Annotated in this window: 12 protein-coding genes and 1 pseudogene; 6 read left to right on the top strand and 7 right to left on the bottom strand. The window is 66.5% G+C overall.

Annotated features, from left to right (window positions below; genetic code table 11):
- Positions 1-42: 42 nt before the first annotated feature.
- Genes ACVWWN_RS17370 through ACVWWN_RS17380 form a run of 3 tightly spaced genes read left to right on the top strand, consistent with a single transcriptional unit; the run spans position 43 to position 6,025 of the window.
- A complete protein-coding gene (locus tag ACVWWN_RS17370; RefSeq protein ID WP_457144968.1) occupies positions 43-4,932 on the top strand; it encodes an NAD-glutamate dehydrogenase in 4,890 nt (1,629 codons plus the stop codon).
- A 44-nt stretch (positions 4,933-4,976) separates the two neighbouring features.
- Positions 4,977-5,339, top strand: coding sequence for an acyl-CoA thioesterase (locus ACVWWN_RS17375; protein ID WP_457149168.1), 363 nt, complete (start codon positions 4,977-4,979; stop codon positions 5,337-5,339).
- The gene (locus ACVWWN_RS17380) at positions 5,336-6,025 is read left to right on the top strand and encodes a hypothetical protein (RefSeq protein ID WP_457144969.1); all 690 of its coding nucleotides are present in this window, start codon (positions 5,336-5,338) and stop codon (positions 6,023-6,025) included. Before ACVWWN_RS17375 ends, ACVWWN_RS17380 begins: the two co-directional genes overlap by 4 nt.
- Positions 6,026-6,113: 88 nt before the next feature.
- On the opposite strand, the gene ACVWWN_RS17385 is transcribed toward ACVWWN_RS17380, so the two are convergent.
- The 4 genes from ACVWWN_RS17385 to ACVWWN_RS17400 form a co-directional block, all read right to left on the bottom strand.
- Positions 6,114-7,691, bottom strand: coding sequence for a glycoside hydrolase family 13 protein (locus ACVWWN_RS17385; RefSeq protein ID WP_457144970.1), 1,578 nt, complete (start codon positions 7,689-7,691; stop codon positions 6,114-6,116).
- Positions 7,691-8,092, bottom strand: coding sequence for a globin (locus ACVWWN_RS17390; protein ID WP_457144971.1), 402 nt, complete (start codon positions 8,090-8,092; stop codon positions 7,691-7,693). Before ACVWWN_RS17390 ends, ACVWWN_RS17385 begins: the two co-directional genes overlap by 1 nt.
- 33 nt (positions 8,093-8,125) lie before the next feature.
- Entirely contained in the window at positions 8,126-10,729 is a 2,604-nt protein-coding gene (locus ACVWWN_RS17395; protein ID WP_457144972.1) for a LuxR C-terminal-related transcriptional regulator, read from the bottom strand.
- A gap of 76 nt (positions 10,730-10,805) precedes the next feature.
- Positions 10,806-11,924, bottom strand: coding sequence for a catalase family protein (locus ACVWWN_RS17400; RefSeq protein ID WP_457144973.1), 1,119 nt, complete (start codon positions 11,922-11,924; stop codon positions 10,806-10,808).
- Between the two features lie 279 nt (positions 11,925-12,203).
- On the opposite strand from ACVWWN_RS17400, the gene ACVWWN_RS17405 reads away from it, so the two are divergent.
- The 3 genes from ACVWWN_RS17405 to ACVWWN_RS17415 are packed head-to-tail and all read left to right on the top strand — an operon-like array spanning position 12,204 to position 13,605.
- Complete coding sequence (locus ACVWWN_RS17405) at positions 12,204-12,860, top strand: HNH endonuclease (protein WP_457144974.1); 657 nt, start codon at positions 12,204-12,206, stop codon at positions 12,858-12,860.
- A 51-nt stretch (positions 12,861-12,911) separates the two neighbouring features.
- On the top strand, positions 12,912-13,142 hold the full coding sequence (gene ctaJ / locus ACVWWN_RS17410) for an aa3-type cytochrome oxidase subunit CtaJ (protein WP_457144975.1): 231 nt from the start codon (positions 12,912-12,914) through the stop codon (positions 13,140-13,142).
- A complete protein-coding gene (locus ACVWWN_RS17415; RefSeq protein WP_457144976.1) occupies positions 13,129-13,605 on the top strand; it encodes a DUF5130 domain-containing protein in 477 nt (158 codons plus the stop codon). The genes ctaJ and ACVWWN_RS17415 overlap by 14 nt, the downstream gene beginning before the upstream one ends.
- On the opposite strand, the pseudogene ACVWWN_RS17420 reads toward ACVWWN_RS17415, so the two are convergent.
- The 3 genes and pseudogenes from ACVWWN_RS17420 to ACVWWN_RS17430 form a co-directional block, all read right to left on the bottom strand.
- Positions 13,606-13,947: pseudogene (locus ACVWWN_RS17420) on the bottom strand (HNH endonuclease); the annotation flags it as partial.
- 89 nt (positions 13,948-14,036) lie between these two features.
- Positions 14,037-16,619 (bottom strand): aminopeptidase N, encoded by a 2,583-nt coding sequence (gene pepN, locus ACVWWN_RS17425; protein ID WP_457144977.1) that lies wholly within the window; start codon positions 16,617-16,619, stop codon positions 14,037-14,039.
- Between the two features lie 46 nt (positions 16,620-16,665).
- A complete protein-coding gene (locus ACVWWN_RS17430) occupies positions 16,666-17,022 on the bottom strand; it encodes a DUF732 domain-containing protein (RefSeq protein ID WP_457149169.1) in 357 nt (118 codons plus the stop codon).
- Positions 17,023-17,202 lie beyond the last annotated feature (180 nt).

Below are 17,202 nucleotides of genomic sequence, written 5' to 3' on the forward strand. Positions count from 1 at the left end.
CGTACCAGCGGCGGTATGCGGGCATGAGGTCAGGAGAGTCGCATGTCGATGAATCCCGGGGCATCCGGAGGGCTGGAGCGACGGGGCTCGGGAATCCATACCGTGCGGACCGGTAACGGCGCCCGGGGTGGGCTCTCGTCCGATGTCCTCCAACGGCTCGCACGCGCCTACATGGCGACCTATCGCGGACCGCACGGCGATGCGCCCGGCGCGGATGCCGCGGTCACCGGTCCGGTCCAGCGCACCGATCTGGGTCGGCTGGTATCGCCGGCCCTGCTCGAGGCCCACCATCGGCTGGGCGTTCGACGGGCACCGGGCGAGACCCTGGTGGCGGTCTACGCAGAAGACGATCCGGGCGGTTTCGGTCCAGCCCTGCAGATCGTGACCGAGAGCGGGTCGATGCTGATGGACTCGGTCACAGTGCTGCTCCACCGTCTCGGCGTCGCGTACCTCGCGATCATGAACCCGACGTTCCGGGTGCGCCGGGGACCGACCGGAGAGTTGCTGGAGATCGAGCCCGCCTCCGACGCCGCGTTCCGGGACGGCATCGACGAGACGTGGATCCACGTCCAGCTCGGTGGCTCCGTCGACAACGAGGCGATCGCGAACACGACGCGATTGTTGCCGAGCGTCCTTGCCGACGCGCGCCAGGTGGCGCTCGACTCCACGGCGATGGCCGCCATGCTGCGCGGTCTGGCCGCCGAACTCGACAGTGAGCCCGGACGCTTCCCGGGTCCCGAACGCAAGGATGTCGCCGCGCTGTTGCGGTGGCTGGCCGACGGGCATTTCGTGCTGCTGGGCTACCAACGCTGCCCGGTGCACGACGGCCAGTCGTCGGTGGATCCGGCGAGTCGCCTCGGTGTGCTGCGACTGCGCCAGGACGTGCTGCCGCAGCTAACGTCCAAGGATGATCTCCTGGTGTTGGCGCAGGCCACCATTCCGAGCTTCCTGCGCTACGGCGCCTATCCCTACATCGTGGTGGTCCGGGAGCAGGCCGGCGATACCGCGATCGAGCACCGGTTCGTCGGGTTGTTCACCGTCGCCGCGATGAACGCCAACGTGCTCGAGATCCCGTTGATCTGCGGTCGTGTCAACGACGCGATCGCGATGGCCGCACGCGATCCCAGCCACCCCGGTCAGCTGGTGCTCGACATCATCCAGACCATCCCGCGGTCCGAGTTGTTCGCACTCAGCGCCAGGGCACTGCTCGACATGGCCATGGCCGTCGTCGATCTCGGCTCGCGGCGCCGCACGCTGTTGTTCCTGCGCGCCGATCAACTCGCGCACTTCGTGTCGTGCCTGGTGTACCTGCCGCGCGACCGCTACACCACGGCGGTTCGGCTGGAGATGCAGGAGATCCTGGTCCGTGAGCTGGGCGGGGTCAGCATCGACTACGCCGCGCGGGTCAGCGAGTCGCCTTGGGCAGTGGTGCATTTCACGGTTCGGCTGCCGGAGGGCTCGCGCCCGCAGGATGTGAACGTCTCGCTCGAGAACGAGTCCCGCATTCAGAACCTGCTCACCGAGGCGGCCCGGACGTGGGGTGATCGGCTGCTGGGAGCCGTCAAGACGGGTTCGATCGAGCAGGCCAAGGCCGAGCACTACGCCACCGCATTCCCCGAGGTGTACAAACAGGCTGTCCCGCCGGAGGCCGCGATCCACGACATCGCGATCATCGAAGAGCTGCAGGACAATTCGGTCAAACTGGTCCTCGGTGACAGCGATGAACGCAACGAGGCCCAGCTCACCTGGTACCTCGGTGGGCAATCGGCGTCGCTGAGCCACCTCCTACCGATGTTGCAGTCCATGGGCGTGGTGGTGCTCGAGGAGCGACCGTTCACGGTGTCGCGGCCCGACGGCCTGCCGGTGTGGATCTACCAGTTCAAGATCTCACCGCACCGCTCCATCCCCGAAGCACCGCCAGGGCCCGAACGCGATGCCACCGCGCAGCGATTCGCCGACGCGGTGACCGCCATCTGGCACGGCCGTGCCGAGATCGACCGGTTCAACGAGTTGGTGCTGCGCGCCGGGCTCACCTGGCAGCAGGTCGCGGTACTCCGCAGTTATGCGAAGTATCTTCGGCAGGCGGGTTTTCCGTACAGCCAGTCCCACATCGAGACCGTGATCAACGACAATGCGAAAACCGCGCGGTCGCTGATCCAGCTCTTCGAGGCGATCTTCGCGCTGTCGGACGAACCGAGTCGCCCCGACGCCCAGACCGCTGCGGCCGCTGTCTCCGCCGACATCGACGCGCTGGTGAGCCTGGACACTGACCGGGTGCTGCGGGCGTTCGCCTCGATGATCGAGGCCACGCTGCGCACGAACTACTTCGTCACGCGGTCGGATTCGGCCCGGCAGCAGAATGTGCTGTCGTTCAAACTCAACCCGGGGCTGATCAACGAACTTCCGCTGCCGCGGCCGAAGTTCGAGATCTTCGTCTACTCGCCGCGCGTCGAAGGCGTCCACCTGCGATTCGGGTACGTGGCCCGCGGTGGCCTGCGCTGGTCGGACCGCAAGGAGGACTTCCGCACCGAGATTCTCGGCCTGGTCAAGGCGCAGGCGGTGAAGAACGCCGTCATCGTCCCGGTGGGCGCCAAGGGGGGGTTTGTCGTCAAGAATCCCCCGTTGGCAACCGGCGACCCGGCGACCGACCGCGACGCCACCCGCACCGAGGGCGTCGCCTGCTATCGCCTCTTCATCGCCGGCCTGCTCGACGTCACCGACAACGTCGACAAGGCGACCGGTGACGTCCTGCCTCCGACGGGCGTGGTCCGCCGCGACGGCGATGACGCCTATCTCGTGGTGGCCGCCGACAAGGGCACCGCGACCTTCTCCGACATCGCCAACGACGTCGCACAGTCCTACGGATTCTGGCTGGGCGATGCGTTCGCCTCGGGTGGTTCTGTGGGCTACGACCACAAGGCCATGGCCATCACGGCGAAGGGTGCGTGGGAGGCGGTCAAGCGCCACTTCCGCGAGATGGGTGTCGATACCCAGTCACAGGACTTCACGGTCGTCGGCGTCGGCGACATGAGCGGTGACGTGTTCGGCAACGGGATGCTGCTGTCGCCGCACATCCGATTGCTCGCCGCCTTCGACCACCGGCACATCTTCATCGACCCCGATCCGGTCGCCGCCTCATCGTGGGACGAACGCAAGCGACTCTTCGATCTGCCGCGGTCCAGTTGGGAGGACTACGACCGCTCGCTGATCAGCGAGGGCGGCGGTGTGTACAGCCGGGAGCAGAAGTCGATCCCGATCAGCCCGCAGGCGCGCGCGGCGCTGGGGATCGAGGAAGACTGCGAAGAGATGACGCCGCCGAGCCTGATGAAGGCGATCCTGAAGGCGCCGGCCGACCTGTTGTTCAACGGCGGCATCGGCACCTATGTCAAGGCGGAGATCGAATCCGACGCCGACGTGGGGGACCGGGCCAATGACCCGCTGCGGGTCAACGGAAATCAGTTGCGGGTCAAGGTGATCGGCGAGGGCGGCAACCTCGGTGTGACGTCGCTCGGGCGGGTGGAGTTCGACCTGGCCGGAGGCCGTATCAATACCGACGCCCTGGACAACTCCGCAGGTGTCGACTGCTCCGACCACGAAGTGAACATCAAGATTCTGATCGACTCGCTCGTCACGGCGGGCAAGGTGAGCGCAGGCGACCGGACCAACCTCCTGCTGTCGATGACCGACGAGGTCAGCCGGATGGTGCTGATCGACAACGAACACCAGAACGATCTGATGGGGACCAGCCGCGCCAACGCGGCCAGCCTGCTGTCGGTACACGCCCGGATGATCAAGGACTTCGTCAGCGACCGCGGGCTCAACCGCGAACTGGAAGCGTGGCCGTCGGAGAAGGAGATCCGGCGGCGCGCCGACGCCGGGATCGGTTTGACCTCACCGGAACTCGCCACGCTGATGGCGCATGTGAAGCTGGCGCTCAAGGACGACCTACTCGCGGGCGACCTGCCCGACCAGGAAGTCTTCGCCTCGCGGCTACCGTCCTACTTCCCGGCCAACCTGCGCGAGCAGTTCTCCCCCGACATCCGCGCACACGAGCTGCGCCGGGAGATCGTCACCACCATGCTGGTCAACGATCTCGTCGACACCGCGGGAATCAGCTACGCCTACCGGATCACGGAAGACGTCGGCGTGGGACCCGTGGACGCGGTGCGCAGCTTCGTCGCCGTCAACGCGATCTTCCGGGCCGGGGAGGTATGGCGGCAGATCCGCGCGGCCGGTGACAACGGCGTGTCGGTGGCGGTCACCGACCGGATGACGCTGGACCTGAGGCGCCTGATCGACCGGGCCGGACGATGGCTGCTCAACCACCGGCCGCAACCACTGGCGGTCGGCGCCGAGATCAACCGGTTCGCCGAGAAACTGGCTGCGCTGACGCCCCGGATGTCGGAGTGGCTGCGCGGCGACGACAAGGCGATCGTCGAGAAGGAAGCCGGCGAGTTCAGCGCGCAGGGCGTGCCCGAAGACCTCGCATACACCGTGGCAAACGGTCTCTATCAGTACAGCCTTTTGGACATCATCGACATCTCCGACATCCTGGAAAGGGAACCGGCCGAGGTCGCCGACACGTACTTCGCCTTGATGGACCATCTCGGCACCGACGGCCTGCTGACCGCGGTGTCGCGGCTCGGCCGGGATGATCGCTGGCATTCGTTGGCACGGTTGGCCATTCGCGATGACATCTACGGATCGCTGCGCTCGCTGTGCTTCGACGTGCTCGGGGTCGGCGAGCCGGAGGAGAACGGCGAGGAGAAGATCGCCGAGTGGGAGATGACGAACAGCTCCCGGGTGGCGCGGGCCCGACGCACCCTGACCGAGATCTACCAGGACGAACTGCAGGACCTCGCGACGCTGTCGGTCGCGGCCCGCCAGATCCGGAGCATGGTGCGAACGAGCGCAACGGGTTCGTCTGCGTGACGGGCTTCGTGGCGCCCGTGCATGTGCGCTGGTCGGACATCGACATGTACCAGCACGTCAACCACGCCACCATGGTCACCATCCTCGAAGAGGCGCGGATTCCGTTTCTGAAAGAGCCGTTCGGCGCCACCATCACCACGATCGGCCTTCTGATCGCCGAGGTGAACATCTCCTACAAGGGCCAGCTGCGACTGATGGATTCGCCACTGCAGGTGACGATGTGGTCCAAACGGGTCCGGGCAGTCGACTTCACCATCGGCTACGAGGTTCGGCCGGTGCATGCCGCAACCGACGCCAAGCCGTCGGTGATCGCCGACACACAGCTGGCCGCCGTGCACATCAACGAACAACGCCTGGAGCGGCTCTCACCGGAACAACGAGAGTATCTGCGGCGCTGGATGCGATGACCAACTCAGAGCGCGGCATCTGGCTCGTCAACGCCACCCACCGCGAGGATCTCGCGACGTTCACCGAGCGAGCGCTGAGGCTCGACGACGCCGCGGTGATCCGGCTGCGCGAGCGGGAGGGTGGCCTGGTCGCCGCCTGGGTGGCCACCGGCTTCGACGTGTTGGCCAGCCGGGTGGTCGCTGGGCGGGTCCGGCCCACGGATCTGTCGGCAGGCGCCGACGCCCTCGCGGCGGGCCTCAGCGCGATGGACACCGGCGGGTTCGTCGAGCCCGGGTTCGCAATGGACTCCGCCTGGCGCGGAGCGCTTCCGCCGGAGACCGGCTTCGTCCACGTCGACGACGTCCCCGCCCGGGTCATGCTCGACCTGGCGCAGCGCGGCGTCGCGTTGGCGAGAGAGCATTCGAGTGCCCACGGTCCGCCCGCCTCGCTGCTTGATCAGGAGGTGGTGGAAGTGCATTCGGCGGACGTCAGTGTCGGGATCCCGATGCGCTGTGTATTCGCCTTGACGGCAATGGGTTTCCTGCCGCAGTCGGTCAATGGCGGGGAGAGCATGGGGTTGGATCCCGGGACCGTCGCCGCCGACGAGATCGTCCGCGTCCGCGCGATGCCGGCCTGGCTGCGCATCGACGCCCGCTTCGGCTCGGTCTACCGCAGGCGCGGTGACCCCGCACTTGTGCTCCGCTGACGATTCCTCCCGCGAGCGTGCGCAAGGTCGTGCTTGTGGCCGGTGTGTCGACCTCAGACACGCACGCTCGCTGCAGAGGGACAAGCGGTCAGACGAGCCAGGCTGCGCTGTCCGATGGGAGTTGGCCGCCGGCCAACTCGGCACTGGCCAGTAGCAACTCCCCGGCGGGCAGAGGCATCGCGCGAGCCCCCGCATTGAGCGCGCACACGAGTCCGCTGCTCAGCCTGAACACCAGGCCGCCCTCCGGCGCATCAAGCCACTCGATCGCTCTGCCGCTGAATTCCACTCGGCTGCACCGCAAGTCGAGCGCGCGGCGATAGAACGACAGGGTGGATGCGTCGTCCTCGAGTTGTTGCTCGACGGTCAGCTTCGCCCATTCCGGTGGGATCGGCAGCCAGGTGTCGGGGTTGGCGGAGAAGTCGAACGGCGGTTCGTCACCGGACCACGGTATCGGCACCCGACAGGCGTCTCGTCCTCTTCTGGTGTGGCCGGAGCGTTCCCACACCGGGTCACGCAGGGCCTTGTCGGGCAGCCCGACGTTCGGCAGGCCGAGTTCCTCACCGTTGTAGAGGAATACCGCACCGGGCAGGGCCAGCATGACCAGCGCCATCGCCCACGCGCGCGAGAGACCGACGGGTCCGTCACCGTAGCGGGTGGCCTCACGGTCCACGTCGTGGTTGGCGATCGTCCATGTCGGCGTGGCGTTCTCGAGCGCGGCGGCCGCCATCGAGTTCTCGATCGCACCACGGATGTCCTCCGCGTCGAACGGGGCGCGCAGCAGCCGGAAGTTGAAACCGAGGTGCAGTTCGTCGGGCCGCAGGTACCGGGAGAACTGCTCATTGTCATACACCCACACCTCGCCGATCGCGACGGCATGCGGGTAGTCGTTGAGAACGGTGCGGATGTGCCGGTGGATGTCGTGCACACCCTCGTGGTTGAACCGCGGATCGTTGTCCATGTCGGCGAGCAGCACCTCGGCGGTGATGACTTCCATGTCGGGAAGCCCCGGCGGCTTCGCCATCCCGTGTGCGACGTCGATGCGGAAGCCGTCGACGCCGCGCTCGATCCAGAACCGGAGGGTTTTCTCGAGATCGTCGTAGACCTCGCGGCTCTCCCAGTTGAGGTCGGGCTGTTCGGCGTCGAACAGGTGCAGATACCACTGCCCCGGATTGCCGTCCGCCTCCACGATCCGCGTCCACGCCGGTCCGCCGAAGATGGAGACCCAGTTATTGGGCGGATTGATGCCGCCGCGACCGGTGCCGTCGCGGAAGATGTACCGTTCGCGCTGCTCGCTGCCGGGGCTCGAGGCCAGGGCCGCCTGAAACCAGGGATGTCGCGAGCTGGTGTGGTTGGGTACCAGGTCCATCGTGACCTTGATGTCGACGTCGTGGGCCGCCTCGATCAGCCGATCGAGGGCCGCCATCCCGCCGAACAGCGGATCGACGTCGCGCGGATCGGCCACGTCGTAACCGTGGTCGGCCATCGGGGACACCATCACGGGGTTCAGCCAGATCGCGTCGACGCCGAGCAGCCGCAGATAGTCGAGCTTCGCGGTCACCCCGTCGAGGTCGCCGACGCCGTCGCCGTTGCTGTCGCGGAACGAGCGGGGATAGACCTGGTAGAAGACCGCATGCGACCACCAGGGCGCGGAAGTGTGTGCGGTCATCAGAAAGGCGAGTTCACCATCGAGTGTGCGGCCATCTCCAGGTAGGCGAGGAGCTCTTGTCGGTGCTCGGCGTCGAGCGTCTGAGTGTCGATCTCGGCGACGGCGGTGTGCATGCAGCGCAGCCAGGCGTCACGTTCGATGTAGCCGATCCGGAACGGGGCGTGCCGCATCCGCAGCCGCGGATGGCCACGCTGTTCGGAGTAGACCCGAGGGCCGCCCCAATACTGCTCGAGGAACATCCGCAGGCGCTCCTCGGCGCCGTCCAGGTCGTCCTCGGGGTATATGGGGCGCAGGATCTCGTCCTCGCGGACCAGCTGGTAAAACCGCGACACGATGGCGTGGAACGTCTCATGTCCACCCACCGCGTCGTAGAACGACTGTTGCTTCTCGACTTGGTCCATCGCCCTCCATTGTGGTCCATGCCGATCGGCGGGTCAGTGGGGCGGTGGTTCGCGCCTGATCAGCTTCGCGAGCTCGTCGCGGTCGGCGACGCCGAGCTTGAAGCAGGCCCGGTACACGTGGCCCTCGACGGTGCGGATGGACAGGGTCAGCTGTTCGGCGATCTCTTTGTTCGTCAATCCCGCGGCGATGAGTTCGGCGATCTCCCGTTCCCGGCTGGTCACCGGTAGCGGCCGTGCGGCGGCCTTGATGGCGGGCGTCGACGCGCCGCCACACTCGTCGGCGATGCGCAGCGCCCGCGCCGCGGACTCCATGCTCGCCCGCCGGTTGCCCGCACTGTCGTGCAGCGGGGCCGCCTGTGCGGCGGCATCGGCGGCCGAGAGCAGCAGGCCGGCCGCCTCGAGTTCGGTGCTGACGGCATCGAGCGCGGCGGGGTCGGCGGTGGCGACCGCCGCGGCGTGCTGGGCGAAGATCACCGCCACCCGACCCTGGACCTTGCCGCTGACGACGGCGAGCCGCTCCGCGACCGTGCGGTCGCCGAACCGCGCCGCGTGGTGCAGCGCCTCCGCCTCGACGGCGTACTGGGCCGTCTCATGCGCGCGGTCGGCCGCGGCAAGGGCCAATTCGATGGCGCGCCGTTCCATGCCCTGGGCCGCCGCGACCCACGCCTTCGCAAGTGTCCGTTGCGGTTCGTGCAACGCGACATGCGGCCCGGTGTGCTCCGCGGCGTCGACGAGCACCCGCTCGGCTTCATCCGGCTTTCCCAGTGCCGCATAGGCTCTCGCGAGCAACAGTCGTGCGGGAAGTCGCCACGGCAGCGGTTCTTCCGCGGACAGCGCCGCGAGCGCCTGCTCGATCGACGAGATGGCCTCGCGGAAGTTGCCGCGATGGGTCGCGACGAGTCCTGAGGTGATCTTGGCGATCGCCCATGCCAGGAACTGACCGGCGGACGAGAAGCTTGCGTAGGCGGCGGCCCGCTGGTCGGCCAGATCCAATTCGCCGGTGTAGGTCAGTGCCAATCCATCGCAGTAGCGCACCATCACGCGGATCATGCCGTCGGTGGATTTCTGCTCGGCGCGGACCCTGGAGGCATACGGCTCGAAGTCGTGGCCGCGGCCCGCGACCGGCATCGCCAGCCCGGCGGCGAAAGCCGCCGACTCGACCGCCTGCTTCGGGGCGCGAGGGTCGGCGAGCACGGCCTCGGCAAGTGCGATGCCTTCCTCGAGCTGATTCTCGTGCACGGCCATCATCGCCCTGGACGCGTCGACCACGAGCTTCAGCGCCGGATGCTGCACCCGTTCCTGCAGCAACGCCATGACCTCATGAGCGCGCGCGATGTCGCCCACCGACCAGAACAGGATGCCCACGCGGGGAATGCCCCACAGCACGAGTTGCAGCTCGTCGAGGCCGTCGGGGTCGAATCGGGCGAGCACCTGATCGGCCTCGACCGGATGGCCTTGCCACAGCAGCGCCCGCGACAGCAGTTCGCCGGCCTGCACGCCACCGTCGCGGTCGAACGCGGCGCGGGCGATGCGTTCGCCCAGCGGCAGATTCGACAGGAACATGGCGTCTTTCGCCGCGGCGATGAGGAGATTCGTATCGACGGTCCGGTCGCTGTCGACCGAAAGCTGTGCCATTCGAATTCGGCTGGCCGCGGAATCCAGCTCACGGCTCTGGAGCACCTGCACGACCCGCCCCTTCAACCGGCGTTCGGCCGCCTTGCCCACGCGACTGCGCACCACATCGCCGACCAAGGGGTGGCTGAACCGCGCATTGAGCACCTGGCCGTCTTGGGAGAACCGGATCAGGCCACGCATCTCGGCCTTGTCGACGGTGTCCTCGCCGGCGAGTTCGGTCAGGGCGTCGATGTCGAGCGGTTCGCACAGCGCCAGCAGCTTGAGCGCGTTGACGACGTCCTCGCCGGCCTGGTCGAGCCTGCTGTCCAACAACGCGGCCAGACCCGACGGAACCGCCGTCGGCCCACGCAACTGCCAGACGTCGTGGACCTTGGTCAGGGTGCCCGCGTCGATCGAGCCTTCCACCAGATGCCGCAAGAACAACGGGTTTCCGCCCGAGGACTCCCACATCAGATCGGCCGACAAGCCTTCCAGCGTTCCGCCGATGACCGACTCGACGAGGGCGACACTCTGCGCCTTGCTGAACGGGTGGAGCTCAAAGCGCTTCAGGTAGCCGTCTTTCCACAGGGACGTGACAGCATCAGGTACAGGTTCGCCGGTCCGCACCGTGGCGAGAATGCGACCCGCGTTGTCCACGGCGATCTGATGGAGAAGCGTCGCCGACAGCAGGTCGAGCAGATGTGCGTCGTCCACTCCGACGATGGTGTTCTCTTGTGAGACAAGGGATTCACGTGCTGATGCCAAGAGCGCGGTTGGATCGCGCGATGACGACGGTTGCACCAGATGCGCGAAAACGCCCAGCGGAATGCTTCGGGACGATTCCGTCGACGCCACCCAGTGCACCTGCGAGCGCAACGACCCGGTGACGGCGCGCGCCAGGGTGGTCTTGCCGACGCCCGCCGCGCCGACCAACACCACACCGCAGCAATCACTTCCGGTCAGCGCCGACCGCACCGCCCCGAATTCGGACGGCCGATCGACTATCTGCCAGCCGTGCGCCATGGCCCTGAAGTATAATTCGCCATCGTCCTCATTTCCGGTTAACTGTCCTGACGTAGCTGATCTTGAAGTCACCGTATTAGGCCGGCAGGTCGGCGGTACTACCGGGTTCGCGTCTTTCCACGCTGTTCATCCGATGCCGGAAGGTGCTGGACGCTTCGTAGACCTCTTTCTTCAGCCGGTTGATGGATCCCAGCGGCTGGTGTTCGACGATCGCACGCCACGAGTTGAACGTCAGCCGATCGTCGCCGAAAATCCTGCGCTCCGGGGAGTAGGGGTCCTGGCGGGGATAGCTGATGGTGGCGACCGGCTGATACGGCGACAGGTCCTCCGGCCAGCGCTTGCTGGCGTCCTCGATGGGCATCTCCGTCAAACTGGTGCACAGCTGAGCGGACACCAGGTATTCCGCACTGTCGTTCTTGAAGAAGTCGACGACCGCCTCCGTGTGCGCCTCCGTGCCGCCGGCCACCGTCTTGCCCTTCAGTGCCGTGACCGATGGCGACGACGGCGTGACGCTGAGCTTCGCGATGTACTTGCCGAACCGGATCGGGGCAGCGGTGTAGAAGGGGATGCCGAGGGTCTGGGTGTTCTCACCGGCGAACACCCGCAGTTTCAGCGGAAGCTCAGTGCCGAGCAGTTTCAGGAGGCGGTTCGCCCCGTGCAGAACGGTATTGAGCACTCTCAGCGCCGGATCGGGCGCGTAGGAGAGCGCGGTCGCGGTCAACATTCCGGCGTTCGAATAGTCCAGCGCGTCCTTGAACGGAAACTCCGGCTCGGTGACGAGCACGAAGTCCTGGTTCGGCTCCGGAAACTTCGGCTCCACCCGGTCGCCCGTCACGCCGATGACCTTGAGTCCCATTCCGCGCACGCCGCGCACCTGGTCGCTGCGAATCGCCCCGGACGTGGTGGAAAGACGCGCGACGATCGGATACGTCCGTCCGGGTTCGGCGAAGATGCCCTGTCGCAGGTGCGCGGGAAGATCCGGATGAACCCTGAGTTCACCGAACAGAATGCCGTGGCTCTTGGCATGGGCATCGCGGATCGCGTGCTGGTATTTGTTGAAAGCGCGCTCATTATTCTTGAGTAGCGAGTCGATCATCTTCTTTATCGACTCCGGCTCGTCCGGTCGAACCTGTTCCACGTCCTTCTGGTAGGGCACGTAGGTGAGTTTGTCGATCGGCGTCCTAGCGTCCGTCATATCGTAATTGTCATGGTGAGGTGGGTTGTCGGCATGAGTAACCGACTACTTGTTTCGAACACGCCATCGTCCCCATTAATTCAAGTAGGTGATTAAGAAGACCACCCTTGTGAAACGCGGCAGAATCCGGAAACCAATCCCCTTACGCAGTGTTTTCTTCTCCTGGATAAGTCTTCTGATCGGTGCCGTCACCGGATGTTCACAGGACTGACCTGCGAACACGGCAGAATTGTCGTGCGATCGCGATGAATCCATGGTGGACTGTCGGTCGGAGGACGTATGGCGCAGCGCAAGAAAAGTCGCGGCCACCGGCACCACGGGGCTGCGGCGGGCTTATCCGGGCCCGCAGTGACTCACGCCCAATCGCGCGCCCTGCACAGCGTCGAAACCCATCCGCCCAGTACGCACGAGGGCTCACTGTGGGGTCGCCGGCGGGTGTTGCTGCTGAACTCCACCTACGAACCGTTGACCGCTCTGCCCATGCGGCGGGCGGTCATCATGTTGATGTGCGGCAAGGCCGACGTCGTGCACGACGATCCGGCCGGCCCCGTGATCCATTCCGCGACCCGCACCATCGTGGTGCCGTCGGTCATCCGGCTGCGGTCCTTCGTGCGGGTGCCGTACCGGGCACGCGTCCCGATGACCAGGGCCGCGCTGATGCATCGCGACCGGTTTCGGTGTGCCTACTGCGGAGGCAAGGCCGACACCGTCGACCATGTGGTGCCGCGCAGCCGGGGTGGGGACCACTCCTGGGAAAACTGCGTCGCGGCCTGTTCGACGTGTAACCACCGCAAGGCGGACCGGCTGCTCGCCGAACTGGGCTGGACGCTGCGTACCGTGCCGACGCCGCCGAAGGGGCAGCACTGGCGCCTGCTGTCCAGCGTGAAGGAGCTCGACCCGGCCTGGGTGAGGTACCTGGGCGAGGGCGCGGCGTGATTCGCTCTTCGCGCGAGCGCTCGTCGGGCCCCGGCTGATACGGTTTGCGTCGTGAGCACCGCATTGACACATGCGCTATTCGTTCTGGTGCCGCTGGGACTGACGCTGATTCTCGTCGCGCTGATCTGGCGTGGCAAGAACCCGCACCCGGCCACCTACAAGATGTCCGACGAGTGGACGCACGCGCCGATCCTGTGGGCGTCCGAGGAACCCGCCGACCACGGCCACGGTGGCCACGGCTCGCATCTGACGGTAGGAGGCGGCGCAAGTGGCAAGTGGTGAAGTCGCGACCGTCGGTTCGTCACTGCCCGCGGAACTGCCGCGCGGATTCGTCGTCACCAGTAGCGGCCGGATTTCGGGCGTCACCGAGCCGGGCGAGGTGTCGGTCACCTATCCCTTCCCGGTCAAAGAACTGGTGATCCTCGACGACGCCCTGAAGTACGGCTCGCGCGCGGCGAAGGCCCGCTTCGCGGTCTACCTGGGTGATCTCGGTGCGGACACGGCAGCATCGGCACGCGAGATCCTGGCCAAGGTGGCGACCCCCGACAACGCAGTGCTGCTGGCGGTTTCGCCCAACCAGCGCGCGATCGAGGTCGTCTACGGCGCTGAGGTCAAGGGCAGGGGCATCGAAGAAGCCGCGCCGCTCGGCGTCTCGGCGGCCGCCGCATCATTCAAGGACGGCAACCTGATGGACGGCCTGATCAGTGCCGTCCGCGTGCTCAGCGCCGGTGTCTCGCCGCCCTGATCCTGCCGCCAATGCCGTGCGGATCTCGATGTAGCGGGTCAGAAAGGCGCGCTCGTCGAGTCGCTTCCGCCGTAGCCACGCGGTGACCTCGTCGTTGCACTTGCTGGCATTGCACGCGGCGCAGGCGGGCACGACGTTGTCGACGGTGTATCGGCCACCACGCGAGATGGCCATGACGCAGTCGCGCTGCAACGGTCCATCGGTGGCGCCGCAGTAGGCGCACCCGTTCCAGGCCTCTTTTATCGCGTCCCATTGCTCCGCGGTCAGGTCGTTGTCGACGTGCCCCATGCGGCGCTTGCGCTTGCGCGCGGCGCGTGCCCTGCGACTTCGACTGACCGCCACGGTCGAAGCGTAAGCGCTGCGAGGGTGCGTGAACTCGCGCCTCACGTCGGCGTGTCGGCCGCTGACACGCCCGCTCGCGGGGAGGGACGCTAGGTGCGGTCGAAGGCGCGGGCGCGCAGCGCACGCTCGACACCCGCGCGCCCCTCCACCACCAGCCGTCGCAGCGGCGACGGCACCTCGGGGTCGGCGAGGAACTCGTCCGCGGCGTCCAGGCCGGCCTGGCTGATGTCCCACGAAGGGTAGAGACCGATGACGACGGTCTGCGCGACTTCACTCGAACGCCGCTCCCACACACCGGAGATGGCGCCGAAATACTTCGCTCGAAACGGTGCGAGCAGCTCGGCCTGACCGGGCTGAACAAAGCCACCGATGATCGAGCGGGCGGTGATGTTGGCCAGCGTGTCGTCCTCGATGACCTGCTGCCACGCGGAATCCTTCACCACCGCTTGCGGTCTGGCGGCCGAGGCCGCCGCGGCGTTACGCCTGCCTGCCGCCGTCGGATCGCGCTGCGCCTCGGCGTCGATGAACGGCGTGTCGGTGCCGTCGCCGTCGATATCGCCGCTGGCGGCCAGTGCGGTGACGATTCGCCAGCGCAAGTCGGTGTCGATCACCAGACCCGGCAGGTTCACCGCCGCGGGCTCGTTGTCCAGCAATGTCGCCAGTACGGCCACATGGTTCCGCGAAAGCACCGATGTGCACAGCGCGTTCACGAACGCCAGCTGGTGATCCGAACCTGGGGCCGACTCACGGGCCAGGTCCAGCAGCCGATCGCCGAATGCCGGCCACCCGTTGGAGATCGCCCACTCCGGATCGGCGTAGGCGCTGAGCGCCGTCTGCGCCTGCAGCAGTAGCCGCTGCGCCACCCCGACCTCGGATTCGGCGTGCACACCGCTCATCACCAGCACGACGAAGTCGCGGGCCTTCAACTCTGCGTCGCGGGTCATCTCCCATGCGGCCGACCACGCCAGCGTGCGGGGGAGCGGCTCGGCGATGTCGGCGATGCGGGTGAGCACCGTCTGCAGAGACTCGGGGTCGAGCCGCAGCGAGCAATATGTCAGATCGTCGTCGTTGACCAGGATCAGCTTGCCGCGCGGAACACCGTGCAGTGCAGGCACATCGGTGACATCGCCGTCGATGTCGAGCTCCTCGCGGTGCACCCGCACCAGCTTGCCGCTCTCGTCGTCGTAGATGCCCACGGCGAGTCGGTGCACCCGTGTCTCGCCGGCACCGGGCTTTGCGCCGCTCTGGTTGACGGCGAAGCGGGAGAACCTGCCGTCGCCGTCGACGTCGAAATCGGCACGCAGCGTGTTCAACCCGGTGGTCTTGAGCCACTGGCGGCCCCATCCTGACAGGTCCCGGCCGGAGGCCTTCTCCAGCGCGCCGAGCAGATCGCCGAAAGTGGCGTTGCCGAAGGCGTGGTCGCGGAAGTAGTCCCGCAGCCCGGACAGGAATTCCTCCAGGCCGACGTAGGCGACCAACTGCTTGAGCACGCTGGCGCCCTTGGCGTAGGTGATGCCGTCGAAGTTCACCTCGACAGCGGCCAGGTCGGGAATGTCGGCGGCCACCGGATGTGTTGACGGCAACTGGTCCTGACGGTAGGCCCACGACTTCTCGACGTTGGCGAACGTCGTCCAGGCCTGCTTGTACTCGGTGGCCTCCGCCTGGCACAGCACCGAGGCGAAGGTCGCGAACGACTCGTTGAGCCACAGGTCGTCCCACCACTGCATGGTCACCAGGTCGCCGAACCACATGTGCGCCATCTCGTGCAGCACGGTCTCGGCACGCCGTTCATACGAGTAGCGGGTGACCTTGCTGCGGAAGACGTAATCCTCCAGGAAGGTCACCGCACCGGCGTTCTCCATGGCGCCCGCGTTGAACTCGGGCACGAACAACTGGTCGTACTTGCCGAACGCATATGGCGCGCCGAAGTTGTTGTGGTAGAAACCGAATCCCTGTTTGGTCTCGGTGAACAAGCGCTCATGGTCCATGAACTCGGCCAGCGACGAGCGGCAGTACAGGCCCAGCGGGATCTCACCGTGTTCGTCGGAATAGGTGTCACCCCAGTGCGCATACGGTCCGGCGATGAGCGCGACGAGGTAGGTGCTCATCCGCGGTGTGGTGACGAAGGTGTGCTCATGTGCATTGCCCGCGCCGTGCACGTGCCCGGTGGCCCCGTTCGAGATGACTCGCCAGTTCAGCGGCGCGGTCACCATGATGTCGAACGTCGCCTTCAAGTCGGGCTGGTCGAAACACGCGAACATCCGCTTGGCGTCGGCGGTTTCGAACTGCGAGTACAGATAGACCTCGCCGTCGACGGGGTCGACGAAGCGATGCAGGCCTTCGCCGGTGTTGGAGTATCGGCAGTCGGCCTCTACCACCAGCACATTGCGTTCGGAGAGGCCGGTCAGCGGGATTCCGGTGGATTCGTCGTAACCGGAGACGTCGATGGCGCGTCCGTTGAGAGTGGCGCTGTACACGCGGTCCGCGGCGAGGTCGACGTAGGTCTCGGCGCCGGCTAGAGCGTCGAACTCGACGGTGGTCGCCGACCGGAAGGTCCGTTCGCCGGGTTTACCGTCGCCGTCGGTCACGTCGAGCTTGATGCGGTAGGAGTCGACCGTGATGAGCGCAGCGCGTTCGGCGGCCTGATCGCGGGTGAGATTGGGGAGTGCCACGCGTCCAACCTATCGGCTGGCACGCCGCGTGGCCCGACGCGCCCCGTTACATGTGCGGAGCCTGAATCCAGTCAAGGAACGTGCCGTTGCCGATCGAGGTCATCATCGACGGGCAGTACATCTGAATCGCGATTCCGGTGAAGAGAGCCGCCATATCGGGCGGGATGCCGTTGTTGCCGACCTGCGACGCGACCGAGGCGAACGACTTGCCCGGTTCGACCAGCATCGGGCAGACGGACTGGCCCATGGAGATGGCCGCGTTCGGATCGCCGTAACCGACGCCGGCGTTGTTCAGCGCCGCGAGGAAAGCATCGCTCATCGGGTCGGCGTGTGCGGGCAACGCCAGCGTCACCGCCGCCGTGGCGCCAACCAGGGCGACGGTTGCTGTGCGTTTCAGATTAATCACAGAAGCAACACTGATTGACAGCGGTCACATCGACAGCACGGTTGGGTAACCGTTTGCAGGCATCGCGTGTCAGGTGCAGATTCGGTGTGCCGTGCATGGCGTGGGCTGCGGCCGGGAACACAGCTCAGTGTCGCATAGTTGTGCTCAACGGTGCGTTGACCTTTTATTCGTGAGCTA

It is taken from the genome of Mycobacterium sp. URHB0021, assembly GCF_054057895.1.

Excerpts from the sequence above, each read along its gene's own strand:
- ACVWWN_RS17370 (WP_457144968.1), top strand. The coding sequence starts at position 43 with ATGTCGATGAATCCCGGGGCATCCGGAGGGCTGGAGCGACGGGGCTCG.
- ACVWWN_RS17375 (WP_457149168.1), top strand. The coding sequence starts at position 4,977 with ATGTACCAGCACGTCAACCACGCCACCATGGTCACCATCCTCGAAGAG.
- ACVWWN_RS17380 (WP_457144969.1), top strand. The coding sequence starts at position 5,336 with ATGACCAACTCAGAGCGCGGCATCTGGCTCGTCAACGCCACCCACCGC.
- ACVWWN_RS17385 (WP_457144970.1), bottom strand. The coding sequence starts at position 7,691 with ATGACCGCACACACTTCCGCGCCCTGGTGGTCGCATGCGGTCTTCTAC.
- ACVWWN_RS17390 (WP_457144971.1), bottom strand. The coding sequence starts at position 8,092 with ATGGACCAAGTCGAGAAGCAACAGTCGTTCTACGACGCGGTGGGTGGA.
- ACVWWN_RS17395 (WP_457144972.1), bottom strand. The coding sequence starts at position 10,729 with ATGGCGCACGGCTGGCAGATAGTCGATCGGCCGTCCGAATTCGGGGCG.
- ACVWWN_RS17400 (WP_457144973.1), bottom strand. The coding sequence starts at position 11,924 with ATGACGGACGCTAGGACGCCGATCGACAAACTCACCTACGTGCCCTAC.
- ACVWWN_RS17405 (WP_457144974.1), top strand. The coding sequence starts at position 12,204 with ATGGCGCAGCGCAAGAAAAGTCGCGGCCACCGGCACCACGGGGCTGCG.